General features: G+C 66.3%; 1 protein-coding gene. It reads left to right on the top strand.

The annotated features are described in order from the left end of the window. Positions 1-246 (top strand): phage baseplate assembly protein V (locus AAEZ09_RS28925; protein ID WP_350601756.1); only part of this gene is annotated, 246 nt, incomplete at both ends.

Here is a 246-nt window from a genome sequence, read left to right as displayed (position 1 = left end):
CCTCCAGCTGGGCCGGCGACCGCTACGGCGGCATCGCGATCCCGCGGGTCGGCATGGAAGTGCTGGTCACCTTCCTCGAAGGCGATCCCGACCAGCCCTTGGTCACCGGCTGCCTCTACCACAAGGAGCATCAGGTTCCTTACGACCTGCCGGCGAACAAGACCCGCACGGTGTTCAAGACCCTGAGCAGCCCGGGCGGTGGCGGCTACAACGAACTGCGCATCGAAGACCGCAAGGGCCAGGAAC

The sequence above is a fragment of the Pseudomonas sp. 65/3-MNA-CIBAN-0223 genome (assembly GCF_040310425.1).
GTDB lineage: Bacteria > Pseudomonadota > Gammaproteobacteria > Pseudomonadales > Pseudomonadaceae > Aquipseudomonas > Aquipseudomonas gregormendelii.
This window is presented reverse-complemented; position numbering and strand designations above follow the sequence as displayed.